Origin of the sequence: Herbaspirillum sp. DW155 (genome assembly GCF_037076565.1) — a bacterium.
GTDB lineage: Bacteria > Pseudomonadota > Gammaproteobacteria > Burkholderiales > Burkholderiaceae_D > Herbaspirillum.
In genome coordinates this window covers 1,790,193-1,814,112 of the sequence record NZ_AP029028.1, presented here as the reverse complement: position 1 = coordinate 1,814,112, position 23,920 = coordinate 1,790,193, and the positions used below count along the sequence as shown (strand labels likewise).

Sequence of the window (23,920 nt, the reverse complement as noted above, 5' to 3'; positions counted from 1 at the left end):
ACCCCTGCCGGCAAACATGAACTGCCACATCCACAAATCTTTTATATCGTTTAAATCTTTTATTTTTTTTGTTCTTTTCGTTCTATTCATTCGTCACTGCACATGACCAGGCAGCGCCAGGCACTGCCCTGCCGTGACCAGGCTCAACGCTTGAAGGCCACGCAATCCACCTCGACCTTGCAGTCCACCACCATGCTGGAGACCACGCAGGCGCGGGCCGGCGGGTTGGCGCCGAAATATTCCTTGAAGACCTTGTTGAAGGACGGGAAGTCGCGTGCATCATCGAGCCACACGCCACAGCGCACCACGTGCTCGGGGCCGTAGCCGGCTTCCTTCAGGATGGCCAGCACGTTCTGGATGGCCTTGTGCGACTGCGCCACGATGCCGCCGTCGATCACTTCGCCATTTTCCATGGGCACCTGGCCCGATACGTACAGCCAGCCATCAGCGGCGACCGCACGCGCAAAGGGAAGATGCTGACCACCGGTGCCACTGCCGCCTTCCACACCAAATCGTTGAATGCTCATTGCTGCTCCTCTGTTGAACTTGAATTTGAATTTGAATTTGAATTTGAAAAATCGATTTGAAACCTGAAGTTAAGAATCCAGCCCTGACGTTTTCTGCACCGTGCGCGCCAGGAAGCGTCCCGCACGGGCGCTGGTGGCCTGCTTGTCCTTGCCGCGATAGGCCAGTTCTCCATTGACCCACACCGCCTCGATGCCATGTGCGGGCTGCATGGGATCGGTGAAGCTGGCGGCATCGCGGATGGTCTCGGGATCGAACAGCACCAGATCGGCGTGATAGCCCGCGCGTACCAGACCACGCTGCGCCAGGCCGAAGCGCTGCGCCGACAGGCCGGTCATCTTGTGGACCGCCGTGGCCAGCGAAAAGAGTTTCTGCTCGCGGCTGTAATAGCCCAGCACGCGCGGGAAGGCGCCCCACAGGCGCGGGTGCGGCAATGGATCGTTGGGCAGCCCGTCAGAACCCACCACGGTGGCCGGGTGCGAGAGGATGCGATTGACGTCATCGTCCGCCATGCAGTGATACACCGCCCCCGCCGGCATCAGGCGCGCGGCTGCCGCATGCAGGTCGACACCCCACTCGGCGGCGATCTGCTTCAACATCTTGCCGCCCTGCTCCGGATGGGGCTCCGACCAGGTGACCTGGATGTCGTAGTCGGACGTCACCTGTTTGAGGTCCAGCGTGGACGAGCTGGCGGTATAGGGATAGCAGTCGCAGCCCACGTGCTGGTGGCGCGAGGCCGCTTCCAGCGCTTGCAGCACTTCGCTGCTGCGCCCCCAGTTTTCCACGCCGGCGCACTTGAGGTGCGAGATCACCACCGGCACCCGTGCATGCTTGCCGATGCGGAAGGCTTCTTCCATTGCATCGAGGATGTCGGCGAACTCGCTGCGCAGGTGGGTGGCATACAGCCCGCCGAATTGCGCCAGCGGCTCGGCCAGAGCCACCACCTCTTCAGTGGGCGCATTGATGGCATTGCCATAGGCCAGGCCGGTGGATAGTCCCAGCGCACCATGTTCGAGCGCCTCGCACAATTGCGCGCGCATGCCGGCGATTTCTTCGTCGGTGGCCGCGCGGTCGAGGCGATCCATATGGTTGTTGCGTAGCGCCGTGTGCCCCACCAGCGCGGCCACGTTGATCGATGGCTGAGCCGCATTGACGGCCTCGACGTAGCTGGCAAAGCTGGGATAGTGGAAGGCTTCGGACTTGCCCAGCAGATTCATCGGGTCCGGCGGATCGCCCTTGAGCGTGACCGGTGCAGCGCTGATGCCGCAGTTGCCGACCACTACCGTGGTCACGCCCTGCGACAGCTTGGGGAACATCTCGGGCGTGCGGATGACGTTGGTATCGTCATGCGTGTGCACGTCGATGAAGCCGGGCGAAAGCACGCGGCCACGGCCATCGATTTCCTGTGCGGCGCGCCAGCCGTCAAGCTGACCGATGGCGGCGATACGGCCGGCGCGGATCGCCACGTCGGCCGGCACCGGCTCGGCGCCGCTGCCATCGATGACCAGCGCATGGCGGATCAGGGTGTCACAGTGTTGGTCGCCACCTGCAGCATGCGCAGTGGATGTCATGTCAGTCTCCCAGGGGCTGGTGCAGGTCACCGCCGCCACGGTGCGCGTCGAGCACGTACTTGAGGCGGCGCAGGCGTTCCTGGCTGCTTTCCTTGTGCAGCAGGGCCAGCTCCAGCACCAGCATGTCCAGCGTCGCCATCATGGCGTAGCGCGACGAGGACGGTTTGAAAATCAGGTCGGTTTCCAGCGTCTTGATGGGCAGCAGCACATCGGCCATCTTCGCCAGCGGCGAGCCCAGTGCGGTGATGGCGATGAGCTTCACGCCGTATTCGCGCGCCACTTCACAACTGGCCAGCAGCTCCGGCACGCTGCCGGTGGTGGAGAAGACCAGCAGCACGTCATCCTTGTCGAGGGTGGCCGCCACCATCTTCTGCAGTACCGCATCGTGATAGGTCGCCACCGGACGGCCCAGGCGCACCAGCCGGTAGCGCGCCTCGTCGGACATCATGGTGGAACCGCCCCCCATGCCGAAGCAGTAGATCATGCGCGCCTCCAGCAGCAGGTACGCGGCTTGCATGAGCATCTCCGGGTTGAGCATGGCGCGGTTCAGTTCCAGCACGGCGTGGATGTCGCGATAAACCACGTCGGCCAGTTCCGGCGGCTGGTCGGAGGGCACCGTTCTGGCCCCATCGAAAAAGCGCTGCCCCACGGCCACCGCCTGCGCCAGCAGGAACTTGAACTCGCGCACATCGCGGCAGCCCATGGCCTTGGCAAAGCGCGTCACGCTGGCCACCGACACCCCGGCCTTGTCGGCCAGTTCGCCAATGCTGGCACTGGCGGCCGCAGAGAGATCGCCCAGGATCGCTTCGGCCACCTTCTGTTCGGCAAAACGCAAGGTGCTGCTGCGCTCGGTGATGCGGGAAATGATGTCCAGTGTCTGTGCCATGGGAAGGAAAGAATCAGTCTGCGGGAACCTGCCGGCGAAGAAGAAACCGGCCCCGGAGGGCGCCATGCAAACAATTTATGTTATTTACTAACACGGCGTAAACATACTAGATTCAAGGATATTATTACGTCAATCCTAATTTCACAGGAATTAAATCGATGAGTGATACAAATTACCAAGCACAGTTTCAGGCCGGCATGATCGACCCGCTCAACAAGGGCTTGGGCGCACTGGCCCAGCCGCTCGCGCCGCATCAGGCTGGCAGCGTGCGCTGGAACCTGCTCAATGAAGACATCAGCCTGCCGGCTGCGGTGCTGTATGAGGAAAAGATCGCGCACAACCTGAAGTGGATGCAGGATTTCGTCGGCCAGTACCAGGTCAAGCTGGCACCGCACGGCAAGACCACCATGGCGCCCAAGCTGTTCGCGCGCCAGCTCGACACGGGCGCCTGGGGCATCACCCTGGCCACCGCCCATCAGACCCTGGCCGCCTATCACCACGGCGTGCGCCGCGTGATCATGGCCAACCAGCTGGTGGGCAAGCGCAACATGGCGATCATCTCGGACATGCTGGCCGATCACTCTTTCGAGTTTTTCTGCCTGGTCGATTCGGCCGCGCTGGTCGATCAGCTCGGCCGCTTCTTCGCCGAGCGCAAGCAAACCCTGAACGTGCTGCTGGAACTGGGTCCGGCGGGTGGCCGCACCGGCGTGCGCGACGAAGCGCAACAACAGGCCGTGCTGCAGGCCGTGGCGCGCTGGGACAGCATCGCGCTGGCCGGTGTGGAAGTGTATGAAGGCGTGCTCAAGGAAGAGGCCGACATCCGGCGCTTCCTGCAACGTGCGGTGGCCTGCCTCAAGGAGCTGGCCGCAGAAGGCCATCTGGCGCGCCGCCTGGCAAGGGGGCCGGCCGTGCTGACCGGTGCCGGCTCGGCCTGGTACGACGTGGTGGCCGAGGAATTCGGCCAGGCCGACATCGGTGCGCCGCTGGAGGTGGTGCTGCGCCCGGGCTGTTATCTCACCCACGACGTGGGCATCTACCGTGCCGCGCAGTCGCAGATCCAGGTGCGCAATCCGGTGGCGCACAGCATGCGCAGCCAGTTGCAGCCTGCCCTGCAACTGTGGGCGTACGTGCAATCGATCCCCGAATCCGACAAGGCGATCATCGCCCTGGGCAAGCGCGATGCCGCCTTCGACGCCGGACTGCCGGCCCCGGTCACGCGCTTCCGCCCGGGCCAGGACACGCAACCGCAAGCCACCCCGGCGCACTGGGAAGTGACCGGCATGATGGACCAGCACGCCTACCTGAAGATTGCCGAGGGCGACGACATCCGGGTCGGCGACATGATCGCCTTCGACATCTCGCATCCCTGCCTCACCTTCGACAAGTGGCGTCACCTGGTGGTGGTGGATCAGCGCTTCGATGTGACCGACATCGTGCAGACCTTCTTCTGATGCAGCGATGGGCGCCAAGAACATGAGCAAACCCATCCTCGCCTACGGCGAAGCCATGGTCGAATTCAACCAGCGCATCGAGTCGCCGCGCCAGTACCTGCAGGGCTTTGGCGGCGACACCTCCAACTTCGCCATCGCCGCAGCCCGCCAGGGTGCGGCCTGCGCTTACCTCAGCGCAGTGGGCGACGATCATTTCGGCCAGGACCTGCTGGACCTGTGGCGGCGCGAGAACGTCGATGCGCAACACGTGGCGGTACAAGCCGGTGGCAGCACGGGCCTGTATTTCGTCACGCATGACCAGGAGGGCCACCACTTCCACTATCGCCGCGCCGGCTCGGCGGCCAGCCGCTATCGCACAGCGGACCTGCCCTTGCAGGCCATTGCTTCTGCGGGCGCGCTGCACCTCTCCGGCATCAGCCTGGCCATCAGCGAGAGTGCCTGTGACGCCGGCCTGGCGGCCCTGGCCCATGCCCGCGCAGCGGGCGTGACCACCTCTCTGGACACCAACCTGCGGCTGCGCCTGTGGCCGCTGGAACGTGCGCGCGAGAAGATGGCCGAGGCCTTCCGGCTGTGCGATGTCTGCCTGCCGAGCTGGGAAGATGTGTCGATGCTGACCGGGCTGGATGACCGCGATGCCATCGTCGATCAGTTGCTGGACTATGGCGTGAGGCTGGTGGCCTTCAAGCTGGGCCACGAAGGCTGCTACGTAGCCACGCCGCAAGAGCGCCGGATGGTCGCGCCCTATCCTGTCGTGGCGCTGGATGCGACGGGCGCGGGCGACTGCTTTGGCGGAGCCTTCATGGCCGAGCTGATGGCGGGGAGCGATCCCTTCCGTGCGGCGCGCTACGCCAACGTCGCCGCCGCTCTCTCCACTACCGGCTACGGTGCGGTGGAACCCATCCCCCGCCGCGCCAAGGTAGAAGCCGCACTCCAGGCTGCTGCCTGATCGCAGCCATTCACCGGGGCCGCCGGTTTACAGCCGGCGCGCCACGAAGAGCATGCCGGCCACCGGCTGGCGCACTTCTTCGCGCAAGACCTGGTCGCTGTCGTGAAGAATCTCCAGCCCCTCGGCCTGCAAGCGGGTACGCACATAATCACGGCCATGACGATAGCGTCCGCTGGCATGCAGGCAATATCCCTCCCCGGCCGCATCCTGCGGCGTCAGCGCCTCCACCGTGAAGATGAAGTAGCCGCCCGGTTTCAAGGCGGTGGCCACCGCCCTCAGCACCCCGTGCAGATCCCCGAAGTAGATCATCGCGTCAGCGGCCGTCATGAGATCCCAGGACTGCGGATGACGCCCCAGGTAGTCACTGATCTCGGCCTTGTCGAGCTGGTCGTAATGGCCGGTCGCGGCGGCTTTTTCCAGCATCTTGCCGGCCAGGTCGATGCCGGTCAGATGGCGTGAATACGCCCGCAGCCCGAGACCGCACAGGCCGGTGCCGCAACCGATGTCCACCGTAATGAACTGGCGCGCCGGCTGCGCCACCAGCGCCACCCCCTGGGCGATCAGGCTGGGCCCGCGATAGCCGAGGCCTTGCAGCAGATGGGTTTCGAAGGTCTCGGCATAGCGGTCGAAATGCGCTTCGATGTAGCGGTCCGAGGCGCGCGCCGGCACGTCGCGCTGCGAGCAGGCGGCCAGCATGTGGGCCGCAATCGGATTGTCGGGTTCGCTGGCCAGCCATTGGCGATAGGCTTGTGCCGCTTCTTCCAGACGCCCCAGAAAGTAAAAGGAAATCCCGACCATCTGCCAGGACTTGCCCTCCATGGGCGGCAGCACGTAGGCGCGACACTGATAGTGCGACGCCTGCATCTTGTCGCCGGCCGCTTCGAAGAGGCTGCCCAGATGCAGCAGCGACGGCACGAAATCGGGCGCGATGGCCACGGCGCGCTCAAAGGCGGCGATGGCCTCGTCATTGCGGTTCTGCTGCAGGCGGGCCGCGCCCAGATTGTTCCAGACCGTATGGTCTTGCGGCGTGATCTCCAGCGCCGCACCGTAGGCCTGCGCCGCCGCTTCCAGCTCGCCCAGCGCGAACAGCACATTGCCCAGGTCGTTGTGCCAGGCCGGATTGTCAGGTTCGAGAGCGCTGGAGAGTTCCAGCTTGTCCAGCGCCTCGGCGTGGCGGCCGGCCTGATGCAGCCAGATGCCGTAAAAATGCAGCGCCACCGGTTCGATGGGATCTTCTTCAAGCACCGCCTCATAGACAGCGCGGGCCTCTTCCAGCCGGCCGGCCATATGGGCATCGATGGCCGCGTGCAGGCGTGCCATGGGGTGCGGCTGGATTTCCAAACTGTGCTGCGGCTCAGGCATGGCCTGCTCTCCCCTCGTAAAGCGCATGCGGCGCGGCATGGTCGACCCGCGCTCTTTACATTGTCTTTACAAGTCTGCAGCAGACTGTCCTTTCGGGCAATGCCTGATTCACCGGGATGTTTGCCCGACGCTACAGGCCTGCCAGGCTGTGACCGATACTCCCCAGCCGGCGCAGTGCCTGGTCCAGCTCGCGGGTGAAGGGATGGCCGCAGCAGATACGCAGGAAATGGCCATAGCGGTTGGAATTGGAGAAGATCGCCCCCGGCGAGACACCCACGCCCTCGGCCAGGGCGCGTTCGAACAACTGCTGGGAACAGACCTGCACCGGCAGCTCCACCCACAGCCCCACCCCGCCATTGGGGACGTTCAGGCGCGTACCTTCGGGAAAATAGGCCGCAATCGACTCGGCCATGCGTTCGCGCTGCTCCTTGAGCAACTGGCGCAGGCGGCGCAGGTGGCGGTCGTAGGCGGGGCTGGCGATGAAATCGGCGGCGGTCACCTGAGTCCATTCCTCGTTGGCGCGGGTATGGGTGAACTTGAGCATCTTGACCCGTTCATGCCAGCGTCCGCCATTCATCCAGCCCAGCCGCATGCCCGGCGCCAGCACCTTGTTCAGGGACGCACAATAGATCACATTGCCGCTGCGGTCGCGGCTCTTGAGGCTGGACGGGGCGGCGCTGCCGTCGGCCAGCTCGGAGTAGGCGTCGTCTTCGATCAGGGGCAGGCGCAATTCTTCACACAGGCGTACCAGCTTGTCCTTGTGCTCGTCGGGCATGATGCAGCCCAGCGGATTCTGCAGATTGGGCACCACCACCACGCCCTTGATGTTGCCGTAGGTACGCACCGCCAGTTCCAGCGCTTCGACCGAGATGCCGGTGTGCGGGCTGGTGGGGATTTCCAGCGCCTTCATGCCCAGGTTTTCCAGCGCCTGCAGCAAACCGAAATAGGTGGGCGACTCCACCGCAATGGTGTCGCCCGGCCCGGCCACGGCACGCAGGGCCAGGTTGAGCGCTTCGATGCAGCCGTGGGTGACCACCACTTCTTCATGATCGATGCGCATGCCGTGATGCAGTGCGCGCCGCGCCACCGCCTGGCGGAAGGTGGCATTGCCGTTGTGCGGCATGGCGCTGGTGAGCAGTTCGGGCCGCTCGCGCAGGGCGCGCATGGCGGCCTGCTTCAGGGTTTCCACCGCATACAGTTCGGGGGCACAGGTCATGCCGGAGAGGTCGATGCGGGGCGCACCGCTCTGGCGCAAGGCGATGTACCTGGAGACCTTTTCATGGATGCCCGCGTATTGCTCGGGATCGATCGCCATCAGGCTCTTGGGCTCCTGCACCGGGCGGATCGCCGAGCGGCGCGGCTGGCGCACGAAATAGCCGGAGCGCGGACGCGCCTCCAGCCAGCCGCCCTCTTCCATATGGCGCAAAGTCTGCAGGGAGGTCGACAGGCTGACCTGGTGCTGGCGCATCAGGTCGCGGACCGAGGGCATGCGATCGCCCGCCACCAGGGTGCCGGACTGGATGGCGCCCTGGTAATGCTCGGCCAGACGTCGATACAGCGGCTGGCGGCCGGTTTCCGGGGTGCCGGGCAGCGGTGCCGCAGGCGCGAGATCGGGGAGGTGCAGGCGGGTATCCATAACAGTCATCATCTTATTGAGGCTGAGACCAGAACAGATACAGAGTAGGCCAAATGCAGGGGTAACAGAACAAAAAAGCGCCGCCTGTTGCGCAGCAGAGTGCATTTTCCTGTGCCTGTTTGCCTTGGGCGGCCCTGCCTAGACTGCAGGCTGACCCATCAACAAGGAGAACACCATGCCCAGCCCGCTCCCCGCCCGGACCACCACGCAAGCGCTGCCCCTGCTGCCGGGCCAGCCTCTGCAACTGTGGCTGCCCGCCGGCACCCAGTTGCTCTGCCATGCTGCCGAGTTGCGGGTAACCGAACCGGCGCAATGGCAACTGGACCGGCTGGTCAGCCGCCAGACCCGACTCGCCGATGGCGAACGGCTGGTGTTGTCGCAGGCGGGCTGGATTGGCGTGCTCTCGCCGCAGGGTGGCGAACTGCTGTGCCTGCGTCCTGTTGGCCGGCCCGGGTGGGCGTCGGTGACGGCGCTGCTGCGCCGTCTGCAGCAGTCGCGTCCCCGCCTGGGTTGGGGGCCGGGACGCTGACCGGCTTCGTCGCAGAAATGCAGATTTATCGGCCCAAACACGGCCTGCGTCAATGAATCTGCAAGTTAACTGATATTTCAGTCATCAACTTGCACAAATAGTGAGAATGCAGTGAGGGAAGTGATGCGACAGTTTCGGTAAAACATTACACTTCATCATCCGTAGAAGATGAAATGTTATGCCGACCACAACCTCCCTCGCCAGCGTCGCCCCGGATGCCATCCCGGCCCTTTCCGAACAAGAGACTTTCGATCTGACCCCTGTTTCACTCTGGAAAGAGGATTACAGCGGCTTGAAACGCCTGTTCGACCAGTGGCGCGCCGAAGGCGTCACCGACCTGCGCAGCTACCTCACCCAGGATCACCGCCGTGCACAGGCCTGCGCCATGCAGATCCGCGTGGTCGATGTGAACCGCCGCACCCTGGAATGGTACGAAGCACGCGACCTGGAACATCTGGTGGCGAACCTGGACAAGGTGTTCCGGGATGACATGATCGAGACCTTCATCGATGAGATGGTGCAGCTGTGGAATGGCGGCACCACTTTCTCCAGCTATACCGTCAACTACACCCTGGGCGGCAAGCGGCTGGACATCCAGCTGTCCGGCCGCATCATGCCTGGCAGCGAAGAAAGCTGGGACTACGTGCTGCTGGCTATTGAAAACGTCACCGAACGCGAGACCGCGCGCAAGAAGCTCTCGCGCAGCGAAAACTATGCGCGCGGGCTGTTCGAATATTCACCCATTTCGCTGTGGGTGGAAGATTTCAGCGCGGTCAAGCGCCTCTTCGATGATCTGCACCGCATCGGCATCACCGACTTTCGCACCTTCACGGACGTGCATCCTGAATTCGTGGAGCGCTGCATGCAGGAAATCCGCGTCATCGACGTCAACCTGCAGACCCTTTCCATGTTCGGTGCGCCGGACAAGGCGACCTTGTTCTCGCGCCTGTCCGACGTATTCCGCGACGACATGCGCCCGCACTTCAACGAACAACTGATCGAGCTGTGGAACGGCAACCTGTTACATCAACGGGAAGTGATCAACTATTCGCTCAGCGGCGAAACACTGCACGTACACCTGCAGTTCTCGGTCTTCCCCGGCCATGAAGACAACTGGGACCTGGTCCTGGTGGCACTGACCGACATCACCGCCCGCAAGAAGGCCGAAGCCTATCTGGAATTCCTGGGCAAGCATGACGAACTGACCAAGCTGTACAACCGCGCCTACATGGTGGATGAACTGAACCGCCTGGAGCGCAAGGGCCCCTTCCCGATCAGCGTGATCGTGGCCGACCTCAATGGTCTGAAGGAAGTCAACGACGAGCTGGGCCATGCCGCCGGTGACGCCTTGCTGCGCCGTGCCGGCGAGGTGCTGGGCAAGGCGGTGGAACGCCCCGGCAGCGTGGCGCGCACCGGGGGGGACGAATTCGCCATCCTGCTGCCGGCCACCGACGAACGCGGCAGCCAGTTGCTGATGGATCAGATCCAGAAACTAGTCGAAGTGAACAATCAGTACTACTCGGGCCACCCGCTGAGCCTGTCGATGGGCGCGGCCACCGCCACACCGGGCGAACGCCTGGAACACGTGGTGCAACGTGCCGACACCCTGATGTATGAAGCAAAACGCCATTATTACGCCACCACCCCCGGCCTCGAACGCCGTCATCCGGACAACTGAGGCGATGTCCACGCCTGAGGCCTGTCTGCGCGAAGAGCTGGCCCTGGCAGTGGGCGCGGAAACGCTGGCGGCCGATCTGCTGCGCAGCAGGCCCGGCCAGCAGGTCCACACGCTGGTCCACCGCCTCCAGCGCCTGCCGCATCATCGACCTGCCGGGCGCGTGGATCACCGCATCAGCGAACGCAGTGCGCAGGATGCCGCGCTGTGCGCACAGCTGGCATCTTTCATCGACACTTGAATTGATCTGAACGAAAAGGGAAGTTGCTCAGGCCGTGGTCGAGATCAGTCCGCCGACCACGTTCTGGTTGACGATATCTTCGACGATGGAGCCTGTCAGGTCAGGTTCGGACTTGAGCAGCAGGGACAGCTGCGAACTGAGCCCCTGCCCGGCAAAGATGCCCGAGCCGTCATAGACGCCCGAGGTGCTGCCCGGCATGACGATGCTGCCCAGCACGCCCTGGTAGTAGGACTGCGTGGCCTGGTTCTGGGTGAGATCGGAGGAAGTGCCCGCCGATGAGCCGGCATTGACGATGGAATTGAACAGCCCGGCCGCGTTGTAGGTCTGCGCCGAATTGCCGGATGATCCCCCGCCCAGGGTGACGATCACCGACGCCTCCGAAGACAGCTCCACCGCCTGCGCGACGGCCGCAGGATTGCTGCCGGCGCTCACCGGATTGGTGGTCGAGGGGAGACTGCCCAGACTGTAAGGGTTCGGGCTGCCCAACGAATTCAAGGAGGAAGAATCGATCACCATATTCATACCGGCCATGCGGGATATGCAGTAACAGGTCTACATGGGGATTCTAGGAGACTCCTGCCTGCCCGGCAAGGCCGAACGGACGGCGGTGGCTGGCCGGAATGAAAAACACCCGGCATAAGGCCGGGTGTTTCTCGTTCTACAGGAAGAAAGTCAGGCTGACTCAGTGCGGAGCTTCGCCATGTTCATCCTTGGTCTGCACGATGCTGACTGGCTTGCCCTTGAGCCGGCGCCAGATGTAGACGCCATAGCCGGACAGGCCATACAGCACGAACAAGCCGAACAGCACCTTGGACGGATCGCTGGAAATGAGCACCAGCGCCACCACCACCAGCAGCGCCGCAATGAAGGGCACCGGCTTGCGGAAGTTAACATCCTTAAAACTGTAGAACGGTACATTGGTGACCATGGTGATACCGGCATACAGGGTGATGACCCAGCCGTACCAGCTGAGGTCAGTGCCGGCAAAGCGCAGGTCATCCATCAGCCAGACGAAACCGGCCACCAGGGCGGCTGCCGCCGGGCTGGGCAAGCCCTGGAAGTAGCGCTTGTCGACCACGGCGATGTTGGTATTGAAGCGGGCCAGGCGCAGCGCCCCGCCCGCGCAGTACACGAAGGCCGCCAGCCAGCCCAGCTTGCCCATGCCGCGCAGCGACCATTCATAGACCACCAGAGCCGGGGCGGCACCGAAGGAAACCATGTCGGACAGGCTGTCGTACTGGGCACCGAATTCGCTTTGGGTGTTGGTCATGCGGGCCACGCGGCCATCCAGGCTGTCCAGCACCATGGCCACGAAGATGGCGATGGCGGCGAAGTCGAACTTCAGGTTCATGGCCATGACGATGGCGTAGAAGCCGCAGAAAAGCGCGGCCGTCGTGAAGGCATTGGGCAACAGGTAGATGCCGCGCGAGCGCCGCCGCGCCACGACCTGCCCGGCCTCGTCCAGTTGCACCGCCTTGGGCTTGCGCAGGGATTTCGGGAAGGGAATGCCGGCTTTGGCCTTGCGTCGTCTTAGTGTGGGCATCGATGTCTATCAGTGAGGAGGACGGAAATCGCAGCATGCAGTCTGCGTGCGGGCCTCATCCGTGGCGGCACGGTGAGGCCATCAAGGTGTGATCAGAGTTCGGCCAGAATGGTTTCGGTGGCCGAGACCTTTTCACCGACGGTGACCTTGGGAGTGGCCGTCAGCGGCAGGTAGACGTCCACGCGCGAGCCGAAGCGGATGAAACCGTAGCGCTGGCCACGTGCCAGGGTGTCACCGGCCTTCACATAGCACAGGATGCGGCGGGCGATCAGGCCGGCCACCTGCACGCAGGTCACGCTGTGACCGCTGGTGGTGGTGATGGCCAGGGCATTGCGCTCGTTTTCCAGCGAAGCCTTGTCGAGGTCGGCATTGACGAACTTGCCGGGGAAGTACTGCACCTTCTCGATCTTGCCATCCACCGGGGCGCGGTTGGAGTGAACGTTGAAGACGTTCATGAAGACGCTGATCTTCAGGGCTTCGCGGTCGGTGTAGGGGTCATGGGCACGGGCCACCACGACGATGCGGCCATCGGCCGGCGACAGCACGGCATTGGCGGCTTGCGGAATCACGCGCGGCGGATCGCGGAAGAATTGCAGCACGAACAGCGCGATGATCCACAGCGGGAAGGACCAGGCGCCGCAGAAATAGGTTGCCAGCGCTGCCACGACCACGGCGATGGTCAGGAAGGGCCAGCCTTCGCGGGCGATGATGGGATGGGGATAGTGGTTATTGTTCAATGTTGCTCCAGGGATCGCGCGGTACTCGCGGAAAGTTCAAAAGTAAAAGCGTGCCTATTCTAGTCCAGCGCCCGTTAAATGCAATGAAATGCACCGCCCGGAAGCCTGTGGCGGTGCATTGCGGGCCGATGGTGCGCTGTTTTTGAGGAGCGAAGCTGCGCCGCCTCATGCGCGGCGCCTCAGGTTGACTGCAGGGTGACCTCAGCGCGGCTGCGGACGCGAGAAGCTCAGCTTGAGTTCGTTACGCGCCAGACCGCGCGGACCGCTCAGTTGCATCTGGCCGATCAGAATCGTCACTTCGGCATCGGCGTAATCCAGGCCGGTCACTTCCGTGATCTGGCGCAGGTCGCCCTGACGGCGCTCTTGGGGTTCGTCGGCGATGATGCCGGGCGGCTCCTTGGCCAGCGGTGCACAAGCCTTCACATTGCTCACCAGCCGCTGGTAGGCGCGCCCCATGTCAGCGGGCGAGGGATAGCGCCAGATGCAGGTATAGACCGAGGAATTGCTGGTAATGGCGCAGCTCTCGGCGCCATCGAGCATGAAGTTGGAGAGATAGATGGGACCGCGCTTGTCTTCCTTCATCACCGAATCGGGCCCATCCTTCTTCCAGCCATCGAAATGCGATTGCGACTGCTGGTGGATGGCGCGCAGGTCGGCGCAGATGTCGGCGTGGGCGGTACTGGCCACCAGGGCGGTAAAGAGCGGCAAGAGCAGCTTGGTGAAAGTCCGCATGATGAGATGATCTTCTTGAAACGGAAAGGGAGGCCGATTATAGCCTCCCTCCCTGCCAACCCGAGGCGGTTGACGATTCTTGACATGGCCACCGAGGGCGGCCGGCGGGTTACTTGAAGCGCACCTTGCCCACCAGGCGCATGGTGACGGTAGATTCGCCCGGTTCGAAGCTGGGCTCGGCGACGCTGTCGCTTTCCTGGGCGATGTTGTTGCGCATCATCATGGACTTGGCCATGGGGGCGGCGGCCGGCGCCGCATAATTGCCGGAACCCTCGAAGTCCACGGTATCAATCACGGCATCCGACGGGGCACGATGCATGGCATTGGCGATGAAGCCGATGCGCTCTTCGAGATTGCGATATGTGGCGTTGACCAGCGTGGCATCCAGCTTGCGTGCAGCGGCCGGGCTGAGGCCGAATTGCAGGCCATTCAGGCTCATCAGCGCTTGTGCGGACGAGACGGTCTTGGGCAGTGCGGCCAGGTTCTCGGTGGTCATCTCCAGATACTGACCTACGCGCCACCCCACCACCTGACGCGGCCTGGCCGGCTGGCGCGGCTGCTGCGGGCTCACCTGCGGCGGCTCGGCATAGACGGCGTAGGTGTAGTAGCCGTAGCTCTTCAAGACCGCTTGCGGGTCCTGACGCCTGAGCAGCTCGATACCCTGCTTCATCTTCTGGTTCACGCGCGAGGCGGCGGCGGACTTGTCCTTGTCCTGCTCCTCGACTTGCAGTGTCACGCGCGCCTGGTCGTTGGGCACGCTGATCTCGCCGTTGGCCGGTACTACGACCAGGGTGCCGCTGGTCGGCACGGGGGCCGGGGCGCTGGCGGACATCTGGGTCTGGGCTTGCGCAGCGATGCAGGCAGCGGCCAGGGCCGCGCCCAGCATCAGTTTGCGGGAAGGTGTCATAGGAATCCTCTTTATTCTTGGTCGGGGACGGGTGAAGATAGCTTCATATGGGAAGCAGCTACCCGCCACTTCGACGACCAGTGTAAAGAATTGGTTCTTGGCCAAGTGCAACAAGCCGTAACGACAAGGCAATGCCCTGCCCCCCCCCCTTTTGTCTGCGGACGAAAAAAAACGCCACGGCGAAGCGTGGCGTTTTTCTCATCAAGAGACCGATCAGTTCTTGCTTTGGTCGACCAGCTTGTTGGCCTTGATCCAGGGCATCATGGCGCGCAGCTTCTCGCCCACGATTTCGATCTGGTGTTCAGCGTTGATACGACGACGCGACATCAGGGTCGGTGCACCGGCCTTGTTTTCCAGGATGAAGCTCTTGGCGTATTCGCCGGTCTGGATGTCTTCCAGCACCTTCTTCATGGCAGCCTTGCTCTCGGCGTTGATCACGCGCGGGCCGGTCACGTACTCGCCGTATTCGGCGTTGTTGGAGATCGAGTAGTTCATGTTGGCGATGCCGCCTTCATAGATCAGGTCGACGATCAGCTTCAGTTCGTGCAGGCACTCGAAGTAAGCCATTTCCGGCGCGTAGCCAGCTTCGACCAGGGTTTCGAAACCGGCCTTGATCAGTTCCACGGTACCGCCGCACAGCACGGCCTGTTCGCCGAACAGGTCGGTTTCGGTTTCTTCGCGGAAGTTGGTTTCGATGATGCCGGCACGGCCGCCGCCGTTGGCGGTAGCGTACGACAGGGCCAGGTCACGGGCGGAGCCGGACTTGTCCTGGTGCACGGCGATCAGGTGCGGCACGCCGCCACCCTGGCTGTAGGTCGAACGCACGGTGTGGCCGGGAGCCTTGGGGGCGATCATGATGATATCCAGGTCAGCGCGCGGCACGACCTGGCCATAGTGGATGTTGAAGCCGTGCGCGAAGGCGACGGTGGCGCCTTGCTTGGCGAAGGGTGCGACGTTTTCGGCATAGACCTGGCCGATGTTTTCGTCCGGCAGCAGGATCATGATGACGTCGGCATCCTTGACCGCTTCGTTGACTTCAGCGACCTTCAGGCCGGCTTGTTCAGCCTTGTTCCACGATGCACCACCCTTGCGCAGACCAACGGTCACCTTGACGCCGGAATCCTTCAGGTTCAGGGCGTGGGCGTGGCCTTGCGAACCGTAACCGATGATGGTCACGTTCTTGTTCTTGATCAGGGACAGGTCTGCGTCTTTGTCGTAGAAAACTTTCATGATTTTTTCCTATGTTCCGAGTAACTCGAATTTGAATGTATGTATGTGTGTGTGATGCGTACTGCTGGCGCGGTCGATCAGATCTTCAGGATCCGTTCGCCGCGGCCGATGCCGGAGCCGCCGGTACGGACCGTTTCCAGGATCGCGGTGCGATCCAGGGCGTCGATGAAGGCGTCCAGCTTGCTCTTGGCGCCGGTCAGCTCGATCGTGTAGGTCTTTTCGGTGACGTCGATGATGCGGCCACGGAAGATATCCGCAGTACGCTTCATCTCTTCCCGTTCCTTGCCCACTGCGCGCACCTTGATCAGCATCAGTTCGCGCTCGATGTGCGCGCCTTCGGTCAGATCGACGACCTTCACCACCTCGATCAGGCGGTTCAGGTGTTTGGTGATCTGTTCGATCACATCATCCGAACCCGAGGTCACGATGGTCATGCGTGAGAGGGTCGAATCTTCGGTGGGTGCAACGGTGAGCGTTTCGATGTTGTAGCCGCGTGCGGAGAACAGGCCCACGACACGGGACAATGCGCCGGCTTCGTTTTCCAGCAGCACAGAAATGATATGGCGCATGTTAGAGATCCTCCGAACCCAGCAACATTTCAGTCAAACCCTTGCCCGCCTTGACCATCGGCCAGACGTTCTCGGTTTGATCCGTGATGAAGTTCATGAAGACCAGCCTGTCCTTCATGGCGAAGGCTTCGCGCAGCGCGCCGTCGACATCGCCCGGTTTCTCGATTTTCATGCCGACGTGACCGTAGGACTCCGCCAGCTTGTTGAAGTCCGGCAGCGAATCCATGTAGGACTCGGAATAGCGCGAACCATAGTCGATCTGCTGCCACTGGCGCACCATGCCCAGGAAGCGGTTGTTCAGGAGAATGATCTTGGGCGTCAGGTGATACTGCTTGCAGGTCGCCAGTTCCTGGATGCACATCTGGATCGAGGCTTCACCGGTGATGCAGGCGACCGTCGCGTCCGGGTTGGCCATCTGCACGCCCATGGCGTATGGCAGGCCCACGCCCATGGTGCCCAGGCCACCGGAATTGATCCAGCGGCGCGGCTTGTCGAAACCGTAGTATTGCGCGGCCCACATCTGGTGCTGGCCGACGTCGGAGGTGATGAAGGCATCGCCCTTGGTCACTTCCCACACCTTCTGCACCACCGATTGCGGCTTGATGAATTCGTCGGAGGTGGCGAACTTCAGGCAATCACGCTTGCGCCATTCGTTGATCTGCTTCCACCAGGCATCCAGCGCCGCGCCGTTCTGGCGGGTCTCGGCCGAATCCAGTTGCGCCAGCAGTTCCTGCAGCACGTCCTTGACGTTGCCCACGATGGGGATGTCGACCTTGACGCGCTTGGAAATCGACGACGGATCGATATCGATATGAATGATCTTGCGGGCATGCGAGGCGAAATGCTTCGGGTTGCCGATCACGCGGTCATCGAAGCGCGCGCCGATGGCGATCAACACGTCGCAATGCTGCATGGACATGTTGGCTTCGTAGGTACCGTGCATGCCGGGCATGCCCACGAACTTGTCGCTGGAGGCGCGATAGGCACCCAAGCCCATCAGGGTATTGGTACAGGGATAGCCCAGGCGATCGACCAGCTTGTTCAGCTCCGGCGCCGCATTGGCCAGGATGATGCCGCCGCCGGTGTAGATCATCGGGCGCTCGGCCGACAGCAACAGCTGCAGCGCCTTGCGGATCTGGCCCGAGTGACCCTTGTCGACCGGCTTGTAGGAACGCATTTCCACCGCCTTCGGATACTCGTAGGCGCAGGTATGCATGGTGATGTCCTTCGGGATATCGACCAGGACCGGGCCGGGACGGCCGGTGGTGGCGATATAGAAGGCCTTCTTGACGGTTTCCGCCAGATCCTTCACATCCTTCACGAGGAAGTTGTGCTTCACGCAGGGGCGGGTGATACCGACGGTATCGCACTCCTGGAACGCGTCCTGGCCGATGGCGGTCGACGGCACCTGGCCGGAGATCACCACCATGGGAATCGAATCCATATAGGCCGTCGCCAGGCCGGTGACCGCATTGGTCACGCCGGGGCCGGAGGTGACGATGGCCACGCCGACCTTCTGCGAACTGCGCGAATACGCGTCCGCAGCGTGCACGGCGGCCTGTTCGTGACGAACCAGGATGTGCTGGAATTTGTCTTGCTTGAAGATTGCGTCGTAGATGTAGAGGACGGCGCCACCAGGATAGCCGAAGACGTGTTCAACACCCTCTTCAGCCAGGCATCGGACGAGTATGTCCGCGCCGGTGAGTTGCTCAGCACTCATGCTGCTTCCTTTCAAGGTCCATTGGAAATTGATCGGATGTTCTCTCCTGACGGAATCGCATTCGTCGTCTTGCCGGCAGCATCCCTTTATTGTGCGGTCACGCCGTTTCTGCGCTCCAACCGTAGTGGAGTTTGAAACGCCGCTCAACGCGACTCGTTCAGCCTTGGATCAAGTTCGACTTTTACTGATTCCTCGCGCTTGTGGCGCGGGTTAGAACAAACAAGCTTTAAACCTATAAAGCGCTTCCTCGAACCGGCACGACCTTATGTGAAGCACCGGCGAGAAATAAAAACGCCCCAGATGTGGGAGGCGGAGAACAGGACAGTAATGCGTTGCATCATTTTGGTCAAGCGAATTCCGGTGAAATCGTTGCCAATACTCGCGTTCCCGCCTGCCTGCACGGATAAACTTCAGGACAAAGAGGGCCATTTTTGCTAGGATTCGGTCTGCTTTTTGACGATTTATTGCATTTTTCGCATCTCAGCCGACCCACATGAAGGTTTTTACCTGATTTGATCGGCCATACCCATCCGGCACACCGTATTGCATGGCAACTGACAAAGAACTCTCCGATTTTCTTGAAAGTGTCGAACGCCGCGCCTTCAAACAGGCGGTGTATGCCGTGCGCAAGGATGAAGCCGCGTTGGACATCGTTCAGGATGCAATGATCAAGCTGGCCGAGAAGTACGGCGACAAGCCGGTGGATGAGCTGCCGATGCTGTTCCAGCGCATCCTGCAGAACACCATCCATGATTTCTTCCGCCGCGAAAAGGTGCGCAACACCTGGGTGAGCCTGTTCTCCAGCTTTGGCGGCAATGGCGGCGACGGCGAGGGTGCCGAGGATTTCGACCTGCTCGAGAGCCTGGAATCGGAAGACGGCTCGGAAGCCGCCGAATCCAGCGCCGACAAGGTGGAGCGCCAGCAAACCTTGAATCTCATCGATGCCGAAATACAAAAGCTGCCAACGCGTCAACGGGAAGCATTCCTGATGCGTTATTGGCAGGACATGGACGTGGCGGAAACAGCCGCCGCCATGGGTTGCTCCGAAGGTAGCGTCAAAACCCATTGCTCCCGCGCAACGCACGCGCTGGCTCAAGCTCTCAGAGCCAAAGGAATCTCATTATGACCAACAAGGAAATGCAATTCGCCTACAAGGTGAAGCTGGCGCTTGACGCCAATCTTGACAACCTGTCCGACGACACGTTGCAAAGCCTGTCGGCCGCGCGCCGCGTGGCGCTGGCGCGCAAGAAGCAGGCGCCGATCCACAAGCGCGTGGAGCAGCCCGTGCTGGCCGGCGCCTTTGGCGGCACCCTGACATCGCCTGAAAAACCGTCGTGGTGGAGCCGCCTGGGCGTGGCTGCCCCGCTGCTGGTGGGCATCATCCTGTTCGCCGGCATCTACCAGCACGAAAATGCCAAGCGCGTCAGCTACCTGGCTGACATCGACGCGGCCGTGCTGTCCGACGAGCTGCCGCTGTCGGCCTATCTGGATCATGGTTTCAACGCTTTCCTGGCTGAAAAGGGACAATAAGACGATGCAAAAAACCACCGGCACTTCTGTCATGGCTTCCGCCCGCTTTTCGCGCATTGCGCTGGCGCTGGCGGTGCTGGCCGGTGGATTGAGCTGCGCCTGGACGGTCGCGCAGAACGCACCGGCCACCGCGCCGACCTCTGCTGCGGCTGCCGCACCGGCTGCAGCAGTCGCACCTCCCCCTCCCGCTGCCCCGGCAAACAATGCAGCCAGCGCAACCGCAGCGGCGAGTCAGCCGCCCGCCAATGCGGCTGCCGCTCACGCCAACAAATCGGGCGGCAAGCTGCTCCCGCGCAAGACCGAGAACCGTCTGGCCTGGGCCAATCTGTCCCCTGCCCAGCGCCAGGCGCTGGAGCCGCTGACCGGTGAATGGCCGCGCATGAGCGAGCTGCAGAAGGAAAAATGGCTGGAGATCGGCCGCCGCTACGCCAAGATGAAGCCGGAAGAACAGCAGCGCCTGCATGAACGCATGCGCGATTGGGTCAAGCTGACTCCGGCCGAGCGCAGCGCCGCACGCACCAATTACGCCCGCGCCAAGAAGCTGGATGCGGAAGAAAAGCACGAGCAGTGGGCCAAGTACCAGCAGCTTTCCGAAGAACAGAAAAAGAAGCTGGCCGAATCCAAGCTGCCCAAGCGCGTCGCCAAGCTGCCCACCTCGCCGTCTGCGGCGGCGCCGACCATTCAGCTGCCCGCTGAAGCACTGGAGCGCCCGCTGCCGGTCGCACCGGCACTGGTGCCGGCACCTGCCCCGGCGGCAGCCCCTGCACCCGCCGTGGTTCCGGGCTCGCAAGCCACGCCGGTACCGGCGATTGCGCCGACCGCCGCTGCCACCACGACCGTGGCATTGAGCTCGGCGGCAGCACCGGCTCCCGCCGTGACCACCACGACAAACGACAGCAAGTAAGCCGCAGCTGCGAACATCAGCTTCCGAATCCGGCATCACCCTGGACGCTGGCGTCCACCGCACATGGCCTTAAGCCCGTGCGTCAGGCAGGACACAGCGCACCACCCTCTTCCCGCTGAACCCCTCCTTGCTCTGCCTCAAGCACCCGCATAGGCAAGCGTCTCCGATTGCATTACCATCTGCCGGCCGCAGCGCACGCTGTCGGCCCAATATCTTCACTCCACCCAAGCCAGAATGGAACAAACAGGAACCATGCCGGAACTCACCACGCCCTCCCTGCGCCGCCGTATGAGCAGCATGCTCTATGAGTCCATGCTGCTGTTTGGCGTCCTGTTCATGTCGGGCTGGCTGTTTTCCACGCTGTTGCAGCAGCGCCATGCGCTCTACCTGCGCCACGCGCTGGAAGGCTGGTTGTTCCTGGTGCTGGCGGTGTACTTCATCTGGTTCTGGACCCACGGTGGCCAGACCCTCGCCATGAAGACCTGGCGTTTCCGCGTGGTGGACCGCAACGGCCAGCCGCTGCGCGCGTGGCGTGCCGGCCTGCGCTTCCTGCTGGCCTGGCTGTGGATCCTGCCAGGACTGGCGCTGGCCTCGCTGGCACGCGGCCAGGCCTGGCTGCTGGTGCTGATCCCTGCCGCCAACCTGCTGCTGTGGGCCATGACTGCCCGCCTGGACCCGCACGGCCAGTTCCTGCATGACCGCCTGGCCGGCACCCGGCTGGTCGATGCTCTTCCGGTTGCCAAGGCTGCAGCGGCCGCTCGCGCCAAGTCATGAAGCCGACATGAGCGCGTCGCTGCGCTCTGTTATGCTCTGGGGCGAACGCATGCAGCCGCATGCCCCCCCCCGTACCTGATCGCCCGGACTGACGCCCGCATGATTTCACGCATCTCCAGAACGCTGCTCCTCATCCAGTTCGGCATCGCGATCCTGTTTTACTTCCTGCTGCGGCATTTCGACTGGTCCATCCCGGCCGCGGCGGCGGGCGGACTGTTGATCGTGCTGCTGCTGCGCGCCCAGATCACCGCCAACAGCTTCTTCCTGACCTGGCCCTATCGCGGCCGCACTTCCAATCCCGTCGAGATCAGCTGGCTGCAAATGGCCACCCTGTTCCTGCGCGAATACCGCGCCACCATGCTGTGCTCTTCCTGGGCCATGCCCTTCCTGCGCTTCGACCAGTTCAGCTATCCCGACACCACGTCGCTACCGGTACTGCTCATCCACGGATACGGCTGCAACAGCGGCTACTGGCGCTGGATGAGCCTGGAACTGCGCGAAGCCCACATCACCCATTACGCGCTGGACATGGAGCCGGTCTTTGGCAGCATCGACGACTACGCCCCGCTGGTCCATGCGGCCGTCCAGCGCGTGCTGGCCGAGACCGGGCAAAAAAAGATCGTCATCGTCGCCCACAGCATGGGCGGACTGGCCGCCCGCGCCTACCTGCGCGACCACGGCTGCGACCGCGTGGCGCGCGTGATCACGCTGGGCAGCCCGCATCACGGCACTGCCATCGCCAACTTCGGCATCGGCATCAACTGTGGCGAGATGAACTGGCTGGGCCGCTATGAAGAAGGACGCAGCAGCGAATGGCTGCAGAAGCTGGCCGCCACCGAAGAAGCCGATGCGTTGAGCCACATCGTGTCCATCTACTCCCATCACGACAACATCATTTCGCCGCAAAGCTCGGCCCATCTGGAAGGCGCCTGGAACATCCCCGTCATCGGCATCGGCCACGTCGCGCTGGCGCTGGAACCGTCCATCCAGAAGCTGGTGATCGACCTGATCCACAACGCGCGCGACTGAGCAACGCCGCCCCCAAAAGCAAGATGCCGTCCGGCAAGCGCGGGACGGCATCCTGACAAACGCTGCGCAGCCTGAGGCTGCCTGCGTGAAGGGGGAAGAGCTTACTTCTTGGAAGCTTCCTGAATCTTCTTGCCCGCTTCTTCCATCTTTTCACCGGTCTTCTGGGCCAGATCCTTGGCGCCTTCCTTGGTCTTCTCGTAGGCTTCCTTGGCATCGGCCTTGGCCTGGTCCAGGGCGCTGTCGAGCTTGGAGCCGGACTCGGCCGCCTGGTCCTTGGACTGGCCGGTCACTTCATCGAGCTTCCTGCCGGCATCCTGCACGGCGCCATCGATTTTCTTGCCCAGCGTTTCGGCCGGACCCGGTTCTTCCTTCTTCTGGCAGGCCGACAGCAGGGAGATGGCGGCCAGGCTCAAGGCCGCACCGGCCAGCAGTTTGGACATCTTGTTCATGTTCTCATCCTTTCCGTTCATGGTTGACGATCCCGTCGTAGCGGGATTGGCGGTGACGATAGCACAGGGACGAGCCGCTGCCCGCCGCTGCGAAAATTGCTTACATTTCTTGCAAATCCGTCGATCATCGGGAAACGTCGGCGAACATCAGCATTTCTTCCTCCGAGAACCCGGCTGCGCGGCGCGCCTCGATATTGAAGGGGCCACGCAAAGGCGGAGCCCGATGGCGCTGGCACAGTTCCGCAAAGGTGCTCACCGGATCAAGCTGGCGCTGTTCGCAGAGCCAGTTGAACCAGCGATTGCCGATCAGCACGTGGCCGACCTCATCGCGCATGATGATGTCCAGTATCTCGGCGGCCGCCAGGTCGCCGGCCTGGGCCAGCTTGGCCCGCACCGGCGGTGCTGCGTCCAGGCCGCGCGCCTCCAGCGTGCGCGGCACCAGGGCGATGCGGGCCAGCACATCGCCCTTGGTCGACTCGGCCATGTCCCACAAGGCGTTGTGGGCGGTGAAGTCGCCATAGGCATGGCCCAGCGTGGCCAGGTGATCGGCCAGCAGAGTGAAGTGATAGGCTTCCTCGTCGGCCACGCGCAGCCAGTCGTCGTAGAAATCGCGCGGCATGCCGGCAAAGCGCCAGACCGCATCCAGCGCCAGGTTGATGGCATTGAATTCGATATGCGCCAGGGCATGGATCAGCGCCGCCCTGCCCTCCGGCGTGCCCATGGAGCGATGCTTCACCTGCAAGGGCGAGACCAGCTCGGGACGCACGGGACGGCCGGGAATGCCGCTGCCGGACTCGGTGGCGGCCAGGTCTTCGGTTTCCAGAGGTAAGTGGCCCTGCAGCCAGGTTGCGCGCAAGGCACGCACAAACCTGCACTTGGCCGCGGGATGTCTCTCCTTCAGGCAAGACAGCGCGGCGCTACGCAGGCTGGTGAATGAAAAGACTTCATCTGGGGACGGGACGTGATCCAAGGAG

Annotated in this window: 25 protein-coding genes; 10 read left to right on the top strand and 15 right to left on the bottom strand. The window is 62.8% G+C overall.

What is annotated here, in order from left to right:
* Positions 1-143: 143 nt before the first annotated feature.
* The 3 genes from AACH55_RS08145 to AACH55_RS08135 all read right to left on the bottom strand — a co-directional run bounded on the left by AACH55_RS08145 (position 144) and on the right by AACH55_RS08135 (position 2,982).
* Positions 144-527, bottom strand: a complete 384-nt coding sequence (locus AACH55_RS08145) for a RidA family protein (protein ID WP_017450656.1) — start codon at positions 525-527, stop codon at positions 144-146.
* A gap of 69 nt (positions 528-596) precedes the next feature.
* Entirely contained in the window at positions 597-2,096 is a 1,500-nt protein-coding gene (locus tag AACH55_RS08140) for a D-aminoacylase (RefSeq protein ID WP_338718939.1), read from the bottom strand.
* Between the two features lies 1 nt (position 2,097).
* On the bottom strand, positions 2,098-2,982 hold the full coding sequence (locus AACH55_RS08135; protein ID WP_338718938.1) for a MurR/RpiR family transcriptional regulator: 885 nt from the start codon (positions 2,980-2,982) through the stop codon (positions 2,098-2,100).
* A 158-nt stretch (positions 2,983-3,140) separates the two neighbouring features.
* On the opposite strand from AACH55_RS08135, the gene AACH55_RS08130 reads away from it, so the two are divergent.
* Together AACH55_RS08130 and AACH55_RS08125 are read left to right on the top strand one after the other, a co-directional pair.
* Complete coding sequence (locus tag AACH55_RS08130; RefSeq protein WP_338718937.1) at positions 3,141-4,433, top strand: amino acid deaminase; 1,293 nt, start codon at positions 3,141-3,143, stop codon at positions 4,431-4,433.
* 22 nt (positions 4,434-4,455) lie between these two features.
* Positions 4,456-5,379, top strand: coding sequence for a sugar kinase (locus AACH55_RS08125; RefSeq protein WP_338718936.1), 924 nt, complete (start codon positions 4,456-4,458; stop codon positions 5,377-5,379).
* Between the two features lie 27 nt (positions 5,380-5,406).
* Here the strand turns inward: AACH55_RS08125 and AACH55_RS08120 are convergent, their stop codons facing one another.
* Together AACH55_RS08120 and AACH55_RS08115 are read right to left on the bottom strand one after the other, a co-directional pair.
* On the bottom strand, positions 5,407-6,699 hold the full coding sequence (locus tag AACH55_RS08120; RefSeq protein WP_338718935.1) for a tetratricopeptide repeat protein: 1,293 nt from the start codon (positions 6,697-6,699) through the stop codon (positions 5,407-5,409).
* Between the two features lie 172 nt (positions 6,700-6,871).
* Positions 6,872-8,377, bottom strand: a complete 1,506-nt coding sequence (locus AACH55_RS08115; RefSeq protein ID WP_338718934.1) for a PLP-dependent aminotransferase family protein — start codon at positions 8,375-8,377, stop codon at positions 6,872-6,874.
* Positions 8,378-8,552: 175 nt separating this feature from the next.
* Between AACH55_RS08115 and AACH55_RS08110 the strand changes: the two genes are divergently transcribed.
* The 3 genes from AACH55_RS08110 (at position 8,553) to AACH55_RS08100 (ending at position 10,822) form a co-directional block, all read left to right on the top strand.
* Entirely contained in the window at positions 8,553-8,906 is a 354-nt protein-coding gene (locus AACH55_RS08110; protein WP_338718933.1) for a hypothetical protein, read from the top strand.
* 178 nt (positions 8,907-9,084) lie between these two features.
* Positions 9,085-10,584, top strand: coding sequence for a sensor domain-containing diguanylate cyclase (locus tag AACH55_RS08105; protein WP_338718932.1), 1,500 nt, complete (start codon positions 9,085-9,087; stop codon positions 10,582-10,584).
* Between the two features lie 4 nt (positions 10,585-10,588).
* Positions 10,589-10,822 carry a hypothetical protein gene (locus tag AACH55_RS08100; protein WP_338718931.1) on the top strand — a complete coding sequence of 78 codons (234 nt, stop codon included), beginning with the start codon at positions 10,589-10,591 and terminating at the stop codon, positions 10,820-10,822.
* Positions 10,823-10,849: 27 nt separating this feature from the next.
* Here the strand turns inward: AACH55_RS08100 and AACH55_RS08095 are convergent, their stop codons facing one another.
* The 8 genes from AACH55_RS08095 to AACH55_RS08060 all read right to left on the bottom strand — a co-directional run bounded on the left by AACH55_RS08095 (position 10,850) and on the right by AACH55_RS08060 (position 18,260).
* Positions 10,850-11,353: a hypothetical protein gene (locus AACH55_RS08095; protein ID WP_338718930.1), complete on the bottom strand. Its 504-nt coding sequence runs from the start codon at positions 11,351-11,353 to the stop codon at positions 10,850-10,852.
* A 151-nt stretch (positions 11,354-11,504) separates the two neighbouring features.
* Positions 11,505-12,365 carry a CDP-diacylglycerol--serine O-phosphatidyltransferase gene (gene pssA / locus AACH55_RS08090; RefSeq protein WP_338718929.1) on the bottom strand — a complete coding sequence of 287 codons (861 nt, stop codon included), beginning with the start codon at positions 12,363-12,365 and terminating at the stop codon, positions 11,505-11,507.
* Positions 12,366-12,457: 92 nt separating this feature from the next.
* Entirely contained in the window at positions 12,458-13,102 is a 645-nt protein-coding gene (locus AACH55_RS08085; RefSeq protein ID WP_013233751.1) for a phosphatidylserine decarboxylase, read from the bottom strand.
* A 201-nt stretch (positions 13,103-13,303) separates the two neighbouring features.
* On the bottom strand, positions 13,304-13,834 hold the full coding sequence (locus AACH55_RS08080) for a vesicle formation protein (protein ID WP_338718928.1): 531 nt from the start codon (positions 13,832-13,834) through the stop codon (positions 13,304-13,306).
* A 109-nt stretch (positions 13,835-13,943) separates the two neighbouring features.
* Positions 13,944-14,741: an SIMPL domain-containing protein gene (locus AACH55_RS08075; RefSeq protein WP_338718927.1), complete on the bottom strand. Its 798-nt coding sequence runs from the start codon at positions 14,739-14,741 to the stop codon at positions 13,944-13,946.
* A 213-nt stretch (positions 14,742-14,954) separates the two neighbouring features.
* On the bottom strand, positions 14,955-15,971 hold the full coding sequence (gene ilvC / locus AACH55_RS08070; RefSeq protein ID WP_013233748.1) for a ketol-acid reductoisomerase: 1,017 nt from the start codon (positions 15,969-15,971) through the stop codon (positions 14,955-14,957).
* 77 nt (positions 15,972-16,048) lie between these two features.
* Positions 16,049-16,540, bottom strand: coding sequence for an acetolactate synthase small subunit (gene ilvN / locus AACH55_RS08065; protein ID WP_008327594.1), 492 nt, complete (start codon positions 16,538-16,540; stop codon positions 16,049-16,051).
* Between the two features lies 1 nt (position 16,541).
* On the bottom strand, positions 16,542-18,260 hold the full coding sequence (locus tag AACH55_RS08060; RefSeq protein ID WP_338718926.1) for an acetolactate synthase 3 catalytic subunit: 1,719 nt from the start codon (positions 18,258-18,260) through the stop codon (positions 16,542-16,544).
* A gap of 547 nt (positions 18,261-18,807) precedes the next feature.
* On the opposite strand from AACH55_RS08060, the gene AACH55_RS08055 reads away from it, so the two are divergent.
* The 5 genes from AACH55_RS08055 (at position 18,808) to AACH55_RS08035 (ending at position 22,497) form a co-directional block, all read left to right on the top strand.
* On the top strand, positions 18,808-19,386 hold the full coding sequence (locus AACH55_RS08055; RefSeq protein ID WP_338718925.1) for an RNA polymerase sigma factor: 579 nt from the start codon (positions 18,808-18,810) through the stop codon (positions 19,384-19,386).
* Positions 19,383-19,790, top strand: coding sequence for a DUF3619 family protein (locus tag AACH55_RS08050; RefSeq protein ID WP_338718924.1), 408 nt, complete (start codon positions 19,383-19,385; stop codon positions 19,788-19,790). The genes AACH55_RS08055 and AACH55_RS08050 overlap by 4 nt, the downstream gene beginning before the upstream one ends.
* 4 nt (positions 19,791-19,794) lie before the next feature.
* Positions 19,795-20,694 carry a DUF3106 domain-containing protein gene (locus AACH55_RS08045; protein ID WP_338718923.1) on the top strand — a complete coding sequence of 300 codons (900 nt, stop codon included), beginning with the start codon at positions 19,795-19,797 and terminating at the stop codon, positions 20,692-20,694.
* A gap of 252 nt (positions 20,695-20,946) precedes the next feature.
* A complete protein-coding gene (locus tag AACH55_RS08040) occupies positions 20,947-21,468 on the top strand; it encodes an RDD family protein (RefSeq protein ID WP_338718922.1) in 522 nt (173 codons plus the stop codon).
* Positions 21,469-21,567: 99 nt separating this feature from the next.
* The gene (locus tag AACH55_RS08035; RefSeq protein WP_338718921.1) at positions 21,568-22,497 is read left to right on the top strand and encodes an alpha/beta fold hydrolase; all 930 of its coding nucleotides are present in this window, start codon (positions 21,568-21,570) and stop codon (positions 22,495-22,497) included.
* Positions 22,498-22,598: 101 nt separating this feature from the next.
* Here AACH55_RS08035 and AACH55_RS08030 read toward each other — a convergent pair whose 3' ends face one another.
* Both AACH55_RS08030 and AACH55_RS08025 read right to left on the bottom strand, forming a co-directional pair.
* Entirely contained in the window at positions 22,599-22,946 is a 348-nt protein-coding gene (locus AACH55_RS08030; RefSeq protein WP_338718920.1) for a hypothetical protein, read from the bottom strand.
* Positions 22,947-23,070: 124 nt separating this feature from the next.
* Entirely contained in the window at positions 23,071-23,916 is an 846-nt protein-coding gene (locus AACH55_RS08025; RefSeq protein WP_338718919.1) for a ferritin-like domain-containing protein, read from the bottom strand.
* Between the last annotated feature and the right edge of the window lie 4 nt (positions 23,917-23,920).

Coding starts and splice junctions, on each gene's coding strand:
- AACH55_RS08145 (WP_017450656.1), bottom strand. CDS start 527: ATGAGCATTCAACGATTTGGTGTGGAAGGCGGCAGTGGCACCGGTGGT.
- AACH55_RS08140 (WP_338718939.1), bottom strand. CDS start 2,096: ATGACATCCACTGCGCATGCTGCAGGTGGCGACCAACACTGTGACACC.
- AACH55_RS08135 (WP_338718938.1), bottom strand. CDS start 2,982: ATGGCACAGACACTGGACATCATTTCCCGCATCACCGAGCGCAGCAGC.
- AACH55_RS08130 (WP_338718937.1), top strand. CDS start 3,141: ATGAGTGATACAAATTACCAAGCACAGTTTCAGGCCGGCATGATCGAC.
- AACH55_RS08125 (WP_338718936.1), top strand. CDS start 4,456: ATGAGCAAACCCATCCTCGCCTACGGCGAAGCCATGGTCGAATTCAAC.
- AACH55_RS08120 (WP_338718935.1), bottom strand. CDS start 6,699: ATGGCACGCCTGCACGCGGCCATCGATGCCCATATGGCCGGCCGGCTG.
- AACH55_RS08115 (WP_338718934.1), bottom strand. CDS start 8,377: ATGGATACCCGCCTGCACCTCCCCGATCTCGCGCCTGCGGCACCGCTG.
- AACH55_RS08110 (WP_338718933.1), top strand. CDS start 8,553: ATGCCCAGCCCGCTCCCCGCCCGGACCACCACGCAAGCGCTGCCCCTG.
- AACH55_RS08105 (WP_338718932.1), top strand. CDS start 9,085: ATGCCGACCACAACCTCCCTCGCCAGCGTCGCCCCGGATGCCATCCCG.
- AACH55_RS08100 (WP_338718931.1), top strand. CDS start 10,589: ATGTCCACGCCTGAGGCCTGTCTGCGCGAAGAGCTGGCCCTGGCAGTG.
- AACH55_RS08095 (WP_338718930.1), bottom strand. CDS start 11,353: ATGGCCGGTATGAATATGGTGATCGATTCTTCCTCCTTGAATTCGTTG.
- pssA (WP_338718929.1), bottom strand. CDS start 12,365: ATGCCCACACTAAGACGACGCAAGGCCAAAGCCGGCATTCCCTTCCCG.
- AACH55_RS08080 (WP_338718928.1), bottom strand. CDS start 13,834: ATGCGGACTTTCACCAAGCTGCTCTTGCCGCTCTTTACCGCCCTGGTG.
- AACH55_RS08075 (WP_338718927.1), bottom strand. CDS start 14,741: ATGACACCTTCCCGCAAACTGATGCTGGGCGCGGCCCTGGCCGCTGCC.
- ilvC (WP_013233748.1), bottom strand. CDS start 15,971: ATGAAAGTTTTCTACGACAAAGACGCAGACCTGTCCCTGATCAAGAAC.
- ilvN (WP_008327594.1), bottom strand. CDS start 16,540: ATGCGCCATATCATTTCTGTGCTGCTGGAAAACGAAGCCGGCGCATTG.
- AACH55_RS08060 (WP_338718926.1), bottom strand. CDS start 18,260: ATGAGTGCTGAGCAACTCACCGGCGCGGACATACTCGTCCGATGCCTG.
- AACH55_RS08055 (WP_338718925.1), top strand. CDS start 18,808: ATGGCAACTGACAAAGAACTCTCCGATTTTCTTGAAAGTGTCGAACGC.
- AACH55_RS08050 (WP_338718924.1), top strand. CDS start 19,383: ATGACCAACAAGGAAATGCAATTCGCCTACAAGGTGAAGCTGGCGCTT.
- AACH55_RS08045 (WP_338718923.1), top strand. CDS start 19,795: ATGCAAAAAACCACCGGCACTTCTGTCATGGCTTCCGCCCGCTTTTCG.
- AACH55_RS08040 (WP_338718922.1), top strand. CDS start 20,947: ATGCCGGAACTCACCACGCCCTCCCTGCGCCGCCGTATGAGCAGCATG.
- AACH55_RS08035 (WP_338718921.1), top strand. CDS start 21,568: ATGATTTCACGCATCTCCAGAACGCTGCTCCTCATCCAGTTCGGCATC.
- AACH55_RS08030 (WP_338718920.1), bottom strand. CDS start 22,946: ATGAACAAGATGTCCAAACTGCTGGCCGGTGCGGCCTTGAGCCTGGCC.